Annotated in this window: 6 protein-coding genes and 1 pseudogene; 1 reads left to right on the top strand and 6 read right to left on the bottom strand. The window is 61.1% G+C overall.

What is annotated here, in order from left to right; translation table 11 throughout:
- The 3 genes and pseudogenes from D8U70_RS01235 to ppsA all read right to left on the bottom strand — a co-directional run.
- A pseudogene (locus D8U70_RS01235) lies at positions 1-89 on the bottom strand (putative 4-hydroxy-4-methyl-2-oxoglutarate aldolase); the annotation flags it as partial.
- A 210-nt stretch (positions 90-299) separates the two neighbouring features.
- On the bottom strand, positions 300-1,289 hold the full coding sequence (locus tag D8U70_RS01230) for an alpha/beta fold hydrolase (protein WP_122705831.1): 990 nt from the start codon (positions 1,287-1,289) through the stop codon (positions 300-302).
- A gap of 98 nt (positions 1,290-1,387) precedes the next feature.
- On the bottom strand, positions 1,388-3,757 hold the full coding sequence (gene ppsA / locus D8U70_RS01225; RefSeq protein ID WP_122506517.1) for a phosphoenolpyruvate synthase: 2,370 nt from the start codon (positions 3,755-3,757) through the stop codon (positions 1,388-1,390).
- A gap of 174 nt (positions 3,758-3,931) precedes the next feature.
- Here ppsA and D8U70_RS01220 point away from each other — a divergent pair, with 174 nt between their 5' ends.
- On the top strand, positions 3,932-4,750 hold the full coding sequence (locus D8U70_RS01220; protein ID WP_016773826.1) for a pyruvate, water dikinase regulatory protein: 819 nt from the start codon (positions 3,932-3,934) through the stop codon (positions 4,748-4,750).
- Between the two features lie 111 nt (positions 4,751-4,861).
- Here D8U70_RS01220 and prpD read toward each other — a convergent pair whose 3' ends face one another.
- The 3 genes from prpD to acnA all read right to left on the bottom strand — a co-directional run.
- Complete coding sequence (gene prpD / locus D8U70_RS01215) at positions 4,862-6,346, bottom strand: 2-methylcitrate dehydratase (RefSeq protein WP_130928142.1); 1,485 nt, start codon at positions 6,344-6,346, stop codon at positions 4,862-4,864.
- A gap of 186 nt (positions 6,347-6,532) precedes the next feature.
- Positions 6,533-7,723, bottom strand: a complete 1,191-nt coding sequence (prpF, locus tag D8U70_RS01210; protein WP_130928141.1) for a 2-methylaconitate cis-trans isomerase PrpF — start codon at positions 7,721-7,723, stop codon at positions 6,533-6,535.
- 52 nt (positions 7,724-7,775) lie between these two features.
- Positions 7,776-9,487, bottom strand: a 1,712-nt coding sequence (gene acnA, locus D8U70_RS01205) for an aconitate hydratase AcnA (protein WP_130928140.1), incomplete at its 5' end; no start/stop codon positions are given.

The raw sequence follows: 9,487 nt of genomic DNA, 5'->3' as shown, positions 1-9,487 counted from the left end.
CGGCCGCCGAAATTGCTGAACATCGGTTCCAGCACCTGCACCAGCTCCGGGTAGGCGTCGCACAGGTCAGGCGTAAGGTAATGTTCCATCGAAAAACTCCTGTAACAAGGAAGACGATCAAGGATGCCGCATTCTGATGAGACGAGTTCCGGCGGTCGCTGTTTACCTTAGTCCATGCCATGGTCGCTGAGCGAACCTGAACCGCGGCTGAAACGTTATCGCTAAACAGTCACGAAATATGACCGGAACCGCACAATGCGTCATATCTTAGCCGCAAGCCAGGCTGAACGGAACGCCCCTCACACCGCAGCGGCCAGATCCGTCGTCTGCGCCAGCAACGGCGTCTGCTGATCGTTCAACCAGCGCGCCACCAGCGGCCACACTTCAGCCTGCGCTGCTTTGCTCACCAACATTTCGACATGGCCGAAATTGTCCGAGAACCCCTGCTCGCGGCCCAGGTTGATGAACTGCTTGCACTCTGAGCCGATCTGCTCGAACAGCTTGCGGCAGGCCCACGCCGGATCCTGATGATCCCCCGCTGCGGTCACCGCCAGCACCGGCACCTGCACCTCGGCAAGTCCGGCCCACCAGTCCTTATCCTTGTCGCCGAAGCGGCCAAACAAGCCGTACCAGCGCATGCTTTCGATGGCCAGGCCGATCGGTTCGTCTTCCGGACCGCGTTTGAGGCGTGAGCCAGACAACTGCGCGAACCGCTTGAGAATGAAGCGCCCGCCCCACTCCACCGGTGGGATTTTCAACGGCCAGTAGGTGCGGCTGACCTGCGTGCCGAAAAACGCCGCCGAGGCCACGGCCGGTTCGCCGAGATATTCGCCACCGAGCGCCGCCGCCAGGGTGATGCCGCCGAGCGAATGGCCGATCCAGTGCGGGATCTGTCCGCTCTGCTCACGCACGAACGCGGCAACCGCCGGCAGATCGTAACGGGCATAATCGGCCACGCGGTTGCGCCGATAGTCTTCGTTGCGCTGGGACAGGCCGTGACCGCGCATTTCCGGAATCCACACGTCGAAGCCCAGCCGCGTCAGATACGCGCCGAGCCCGAGACCTTTGGGGGAAAACCAGAAGCGCCGATTGGAAAAGCTGCCGTGCAACAGAATCACCGGCACGCCGCGTGGCGCCGTGTCATCGGCCATGCCCAGGCGGGTGACGGCGATTTCCACGGACCAGTCCGGGCTGTTGCCGGGTTTCAATCGATAGACGTCTTCGCTCAGATCGCCGCGCCGCTCGGCGCTGATCAGCGCGACAGGAAACAGGTTGCTGCTGCTTTGCATAATGCTCTTGCACAAAAAAGGGCGGCATCCGCTGGAGCCCGCCCTACTTAAATCTCAAGGCCCGCTCCCACATGGGGCGCGGGCCAATTACATACTGATCAAGCCTGGCCTTCGGCGAGGAAGAACCAGGTTTCCAGCACGGTGTCCGGGTTCAGCGACACGCTTTCGATGCCCTGTTCCATCAGCCACTTGGCCAGATCCGGGTGGTCCGAAGGACCCTGACCGCAGATGCCGATGTACTTGCCGGCCTTGTTGCAGGCCTGAATGGCGTTGGCCAACAGCTTCTTCACCGCCGGATTCCGCTCGTCGAACAGGTGCGCGATGATCCCGGAGTCACGGTCCAGACCCAAAGTCAGTTGGGTCAGGTCGTTGGAGCCGATCGAGAAACCGTCGAAGAATTCGAGGAATTCCTCGGCCAGAATCGCGTTCGATGGCAGTTCGCACATCATGATCACGCGCAGACCGTTCTCGCCGCGCTTCAAGCCGTTCTCGGCGAGCAGATCGACCACCTGGCTGGCTTCGCCCAGAGTACGGACGAACGGCACCATGATTTCCACGTTGGTCAGGCCCATCTCGTTACGCACGCGTTTCAATGCGCGGCATTCGAGCTCGAAGCAATCGCGGAACGATTCGCTGATGTAACGCGAAGCACCACGAAAGCCCAGCATCGGGTTTTCTTCTTCCGGCTCGTAGAGCTTGCCGCCGATCAGGTTGGCGTATTCGTTGGACTTGAAGTCCGACAGACGCACGATGACTTTTTTCGGCGTGAACGCTGCAGCCAGGGTGCTGATGCCTTCCACCAGTTTGTCGACGTAGAAGTCGACCGGGTCGCTGTAACCGGCAATACGCTTGTCGACGCTGTCCTTGATTTCCTGCGGCAGGCCGTCGTAGTTCAACAGCGCTTTCGGGTGCACGCCGATCATGCGGTTGATGATGAATTCCAGACGCGCCAGACCGACGCCGGCGTTCGGCAATTGGGCGAAGTCGAAGGCGCGATCCGGATTGCCGACGTTCATCATGATCTTGAACGGCAGCTCCGGCATGGCGTCGACGGAGTTCTTCTTGATGTCGAAGCCCAGTTCGCCTTCGAAGATGTAGCCGGTGTCGCCTTCGGCGCAGGATACGGTCACGCCCTGGCCATCCTTCAGCAGCTGGGTGGCGTTGCCGCAACCGACCACCGCCGGAATGCCCAGCTCACGGGCGATGATCGCCGCGTGGCAGGTACGCCCGCCACGGTTGGTGACGATTGCGCTGGCGCGCTTCATCACTGGTTCCCAGTCCGGGTCGGTCATGTCGGATACCAGCACGTCGCCCGGCTGGACTTTGTCCATTTCCGAGACGTCTTTGATGATGCGTACTTTGCCGGCGCCGATGCGCTGGCCGATCGCCCGACCTTCCACCAGCACGGTGCCGGTTTCCTTGAGCAGGTAACGTTCCATCACGTTGGCCTGGGTGCGGCTTTTCACGGTTTCCGGACGCGCTTGCACGATGTACAGCTTGCCGTCGTCACCGTCCTTGGCCCACTCGATGTCCATCGGGCAGCCGTAGTGCTTCTCGATGATCATCGCCTGCTTGGCCAGCTCACTGACTTCGGCGTCGGTCAGGCAGAAACGCGCGCGTTCGGCCTTGTCGACATCGACAGTCTTGACCGAACGACCGGCCTTGGCCTCATCGCCGTAGATCATCTTGATGGCTTTGCTGCCCAGGTTGCGGCGCAGGATCGCGGGACGACCGGCCTCCAGCGTGCCTTTGTGTACGTAGAACTCATCCGGGTTGACCGCGCCTTGTACGACGGTTTCACCCAGGCCGTAAGCGCCGGTGATGAACACCACGTCACGGAAACCCGATTCGGTGTCGAGGGTGAACATCACGCCGGCGGTGCCGGTTTCCGAACGCACCATGCGCTGCACGCCAGCCGACAGGGCGACCAGTTTGTGGTCGAAGCCCTGGTGCACGCGGTAGGAAATCGCGCGGTCGTTGAACAGCGAAGCGAACACCTCTTTGGCGGCGCGGATAACGTTTTCCACACCACGGATGTTCAGGAAGGTTTCCTGCTGACCGGCGAAGGACGCGTCCGGCAGGTCTTCGGCGGTGGCGGAAGAACGCACGGCCACGGCCACATCAGGATTGCCCGCCGACAGCGCGGCGAACGCGGTGCGGATCTCGGCATTCAGTTTTTCGGGAAATTCGGCTTCCATGATCCATTGACGGATCTGCGCACCGGTCTTGGCCAGGGCATTGACGTCGTCGACGTCGAGCGCGTCGAGGGCCTTGTGGATCTGCTCGTTCAGGCCGCTCAGTTCGAGGAAGTCACGATAGGCCTGAGCCGTCGTGGCGAAGCCGCCGGGGACCGAAACACCGGCGCCTGCCAGGTTACTGATCATCTCGCCCAGGGATGCGTTCTTGCCCCCCACATGCTCAACATCGTGTTTGCCGAGCTTATCGAGGGAAACTACGTACTCTACCAAGGTGATCTCTCCACTAACTGTGTTGGAAAAGCTCAGAAACCGGCGGCCCGGGGGAGCCTTGGCCGGTTGTATGGCCTGGACCTGGAAAATAAGTGAGAATGCGGGCCAATGGCGGCCGGCAAATCGCGCCTATCATATCCAAGATTCGTTACTAGCTTAAGGCCCAAGGTGCAAATGAAACGATCTGCTTTCTTCATCTCCGATGGCACCGGCATTACCGCCGAAACCCTGGGTCAAAGCCTGTTGGCGCAGTTCGAAAACATTACCTTCAGCAAATTCACGCGGCCCTACATCGACAGCGTGGAAAAAGCGCGGGCCATGGTACAACAAATCAACAAAGCCGCTGAAACCGACGGCTTTCGCCCGATCATCTTCGACACCATCGTCAATCAGGACATTCGTGAGATTCTCGCAACGTCCAATGGTTTCATGATCGACATTTTCTCGACCTTCCTCGCGCCGCTCGAACAGGAGCTCACCGAGCATTCTTCCTACACCGTCGGCAAATCCCATTCGATCGGACACAACTCCAATTACATGGAGCGCATCGAGGCGGTGAACTTCGCCCTCGACAACGATGACGGTGCGCGCACCCACTATTACGACAAAGCCGATCTGATACTAGTGGGCGTGTCGCGATGCGGCAAAACGCCGACGTGTCTGTACATGGCCATGCAGTTCGGCATCCGCGCGGCCAACTATCCGCTGACCGAAGACGACATGGAGCGCCTGACCCTGCCGACGGCCCTGCGCGCGCATCAGCACAAGCTGTTCGGCCTGACCATCGACCCCGACCGCCTGACCGCGATCCGCAATGAGCGTAAGCCCAACAGCCGTTATTCGAGCTACGCCCAGTGCGAATTCGAAGTGCGCGAAGTGGAAAACCTGTTCCGCCGCGAAAACATTCCGCACATCAATTCCACGCATTTCTCGGTGGAAGAGATTTCGGCGAAGATTCTCGTGGAGAAAGGCGTTGAGCGGCGGTTCAAGTAGTCCGGCGTTGCCTGATCTGGCGCCTTCGCGAGCAGGCTCGCTCCCACAGTGGACCTGCATCGTAACGACTGTGGGAGCGAGCCTGCCCGCGAAGAACGATAACGCGGTCTGTCAGATCACAAACAGGTCGATGAATCGATTCACCGCTGTGGCTTCCAGCCGCGCCTGATCCTCACAGAGCGCAAATATCTCAGCGCAACGCTGCCCGGCAAACCGCGTGGCCAGGTTGGCCTTGAACTTGTCTTCCAGCAACGGAATGCCCTCGGCGCGGCGGCGGCGATGGCCGATCGGGTACTCCACCACGACGTTGTCGGTGCTGCTGCCGTCCTTGAAAAACACCTGCACGGCGTTGGCAATCGAGCGTTTGTCGGGCTCAAGGTATTCGCGGGTGAAGCGCGGTTCTTCAACGATGAGCATTTTTTCGCGCAGCACATCGATGATCGGATGCGCCTTGTGGAAGTCGTCTTCGTAGTGCTCAGCCACCAGATTGCCGAATGCCAGCGGCACGGCGGTCATGTATTGCAGGCAATGATCGCGGTCGGCGGCGTTGGCGAGCGGGCCGACCTTGGAAATGATGCGGATCGCCGATTCATGGGTGGTGATGACGATGCGGTCGATCTCATGCAGGCGATTGCGAACCAGCGGATGCAAGGTCACCGCCGCTTCGCACGCCGTCTGCGCATGGAATTCGGCGGGGAAACTGATCTTGAACAGCACGTTTTCCATCACGTAACTGCCGAACGGCCGGGAGAAGCTGAAAGCGCGTTTGTCCTCGGGCTTGAGCGCCAGATTGTTGTTGGTGTGGCTGAACGATACGTCATAGAAGCCCCACTGCTTCGCGCTCAACACACCGGGAATGCCCATCTCACCGCGCATGGCGATGTCGGCCAGGCGCACGCCGCGACTCGCCGCATCCCCCGCCGCCCAGGATTTGCGCGAGCCGGCGTTCGGCGCATGCCGATAAGTGCGCAGTGCCTGACCGTCGGCGAAGGCGTGGGACAGTGCCGACAACAGCTGCTCGCGATTGGCGCCCATCAGTCTGGCGCTGACGGCGGTCGAGGCGACTTTCACCAGAATGACGTGATCCAGTCCTACCCGGTTAAAGGAGTTTTCCAGAGCGATCACGCCTTGAATCTCGTGGGCCATGATCATTGCTTCCAGCACATCGCGGACCGTCAGCGGCGCCTCACCATTGGCGACGCGTTTTTGCGACAGGTGATCGGCCACGGCGAGGATGGCGCCGAGGTTGTCCGATGGATGCCCCCATTCGGCGGCGAGCCAGGTGTCGTTGTAGTCGAGCCAGCGGACAATGCAGCCGATATCCCAAGCGGCTTTGACCGGATCGAGGCGATAAGGGGTACCTGGCACTCGTGCACCGAACGGTACAACCGTGCCTTCGACGATCGGGCCGAGGTGTTTCGTGCATTCGGGGAAACGCAGGGCCAGCAGACCACAGCCCAGCGTGTCGATCAGGCAATTGCGCGCGGTGTTCAGCGCCTCGGCGGATTCGGGCTTGAAGGTGAGGACGTAGTCGGCGATGTCCTGCAGGACTGCGTCGTAATCGGGGCGGTTGTTCAGGTCGACGTTGGCGCTCATGTTCGATTCACTCGTGAAGTGGTTCGTTGATGGGACCTCGGTTCAGGGCTAACGATTTCTTATGATTGAAATGCAATCCACTGTGGGAGCGAGCCTGCTCGCGAAGGCTGAGTGTCAGTCAACATTTGCATGTCTGATGCATCGCTTTCGCGAGCAGGCTCGCTCCCACAAGGATATTGCCGTTGCTTAAAAGCAATCTCCGGGCACGCGGACATAGCCTTCCATGAGCACCCGCGCACTGCGGCTCATGATGGCTTTCTTCACCACCCACTCGCCATTCTCCAGCGTCGCCTCAGCGCCCACGCGCAACGTCCCGGACGGATGGCCGAAACGCACCGCATTGCGCTCAACCCCACCAGCAGCAAGATTGACCAACGTCCCGGAAATCGCTGCCGCCGTGCCGATCGCCACCGCTGCCGTGCCCATCATCGCGTGGTGCAGCTTGCCCATCGACAACGCGCGCACCAGCAGATCGACATCACCAGCGGCAATCGCTTTACCACTCGACGCCAGGTAATCCGAAGGTTTGGCAACGAATGCGACTTTCGGCGTGTGCTGCCGCGTGGCGGCTTCTTCCAGGCTGGAGATAAGGCCCATGCGCAACGCACCGTAGGCGCGAATGGTCTCGAACATCAGCAGCGCTTTCGGATCGCCGTTGATCGCGCCCTGGAGTTCGGTGCCGGTGTAGCCGATGTCCTCGGCGTTGACGAAAATCGTCGGGATCCCGGCGTTGATCATGGTCGCCTTGAACGTGCCGACACCCGGCACTTCGAGCTCATCGACCAGATTGCCGGTGGGGAACATCGAGCCACCGCCGCCCTCTTCTTCCGCCGCCGGATCCATGAACTCAACCTGCACTTCGGCCGCCGGAAAGGTCACGCCGTCGAGTTCGAAATCACCGGTTTCCTGCACTTCGCCATTGGTGATCGGCACGTGGGCGATGATGGTCTTACCGATGTTGGCCTGCCACACGCGCACCACCGCCACGCCGTTGTGCGGAATGCGGCTGGCGTCGACCAGACCGTTGCTGATGGCGAACGAACCGACCGCCGCCGAGAGGTTGCCGCAGTTGCCGCTCCAGTCGACGAACGGCTTGTCGATCGACACCTGGCCGAACAGGTAATCGACGTCGTGATCGGCGCGGGTGCTTTTCGACAGGATCACGGTTTTGCTGGTGCTCGACGTCGCGCCGCCCATGCCGTCGATCTGCTTGTCGTAGGGATCGGGGCTGCCGATCACCCGCAGCAGCAACGCGTCGCGCGCCGGGCCTGGAACCTGCGCTGCTTCGGGCAGATCCTTGAGGCTGAAGAACACGCCTTTGCTGGTGCCGCCTCGCATGTAAGTCGCAGGGATTCTGATTTGTGGTGCGTGAGCCATGGTGCTCCTTACCGAAGGCATGGGACTTGAAATCCCATGCCCACACGTTGATTTAAACGGCGACCGCCGAGCCTTCGAGGAAGTCCTGAGCAAAGCGCTGCAACACGCCGCCGGCCTCGTAGATCGACACTTCTTCAGCGGTATCGAGACGGCAGGTCACCGGCACTTCGACGCGCTCGCCGTTCTTGCGATTGATCACCAGCGTCAGATCCGCACGCGGCTTGCGTTCGCCGATCACATCGTAGGTTTCGCTGCCGTCGATGGCCAGGGTGTGGCGGTTGGTGCCGGGTTTAAATTCCAGCGGCAACACGCCCATGCCCACCAGGTTGGTGCGGTGAATGCGCTCGAAACCTTCAGCGGCAATCGCCTCGACGCCGGCCAGGCGCACGCCTTTCGCCGCCCAGTCGCGGGACGAACCCTGACCGTAGTCAGCGCCAGCGATGATGATCAGCGGCTGCTTGCGTTGCATGTAGGTTTCGATGGCTTCCCACATGCGCATGACCTGGCCTTCCGGCTCGACACGCGCCAGCGAACCCTGCTTGACCTTGCCGTTTTCCACGACCATTTCGTTGAACAGTTTCGGGTTGGCGAAGGTCGCGCGCTGGGCCGTCAGGTGGTCGCCACGGTGGGTGGCGTAGGAGTTGAAGTCCTCTTCCGGCAGGCCCATTTTTGCCAGGTATTCGCCGGCGGCGCTGTCGAGCATGATCGCGTTCGATGGCGACAGGTGATCAGTGGTGATGTTGTCCGGCAGCACCGCCAGCGGGCGCATGCCCTTCAGCGGACGGGCGCCGGCCAGTGCGCCTTCCCAGTACGGCGGACGGCGGATGTAGGTGCTCATCTCGCGCCAGTCGTACAGCGGCGCGACTTTCGGCCCGGTGTCTTCATGCACGGCGAACATCGGGATGTAGACCTGACGGAACTGCTCAGGCTTGACCGACGACTTCACCACCGCATCGATTTCTTCGTCGCTCGGCCAGATGTCTTTCAGGCGGATTTCCCGGCCATCGACCACGCCCAGCACATCCTTCTCGATATCGAAACGGATGGTCCCGGCGATCGCGTAGGCAACCACCAGCGGCGGCGAGGCGAGGAATGCCTGTTTGGCGTACGGGTGAATGCGCCCGTCGAAGTTGCGGTTGCCGGAAAGCACTGCGGTCGCGTACAGATCGCGGTCGATGATCTCTTGCTGGATCAGCGGATCGAGGGCGCCGGACATGCCGTTGCAAGTGGTGCAAGCAAATGCCACAACGCCGAAACCGAGCTGTTCAAGTTCAGTGGTCAGCCCCGCTTCATCGAGGTACAGCGCCACGGTTTTCGAGCCCGGCGCCAGCGAAGATTTGACCCACGGCTTGCGCGTCAGGCCGAGCTTGTTGGCATTGCGCGCCAACAGGCCAGCGGCAATGACGTTGCGCGGGTTGCTGGTGTTGGTGCAACTGGTGATCGCGGCGATGATCACCGCGCCATCGGGCATTTGCCCCGGCACGTCATCCCACTGGCCGGAGATGCCTTTGGCGGCCAGATCGGACACCGCGACGCGGGCGTGCGGGTTGCTCGGGCCGGCCATGTTGCGCACCACCGAGGACAAATCGAAGGTCAGGCCGCGCTCGTATTGCGCACCTTTGAGGCTGTCAGCCCAAAGCCCGGTCAACTTGGCGTATTGCTCGACCAATTGAACCTGCTGGTCTTCACGGCCGGTCAGTTTCAGGTAATCGATGGTCTGCTGGTCGATGTAGAACATCGCCGCCGTGGCGCCGTATTCCGGGG

Source organism: Pseudomonas sp. Sample_20, assembly GCF_004307585.1.
GTDB classification, from domain to species: Bacteria; Pseudomonadota; Gammaproteobacteria; order Pseudomonadales; family Pseudomonadaceae; genus Aquipseudomonas; species Aquipseudomonas atacamensis.
Note: the sequence above shows the minus strand (reverse complement) of the source record. Positions and strands in the feature narration are given on the sequence as shown.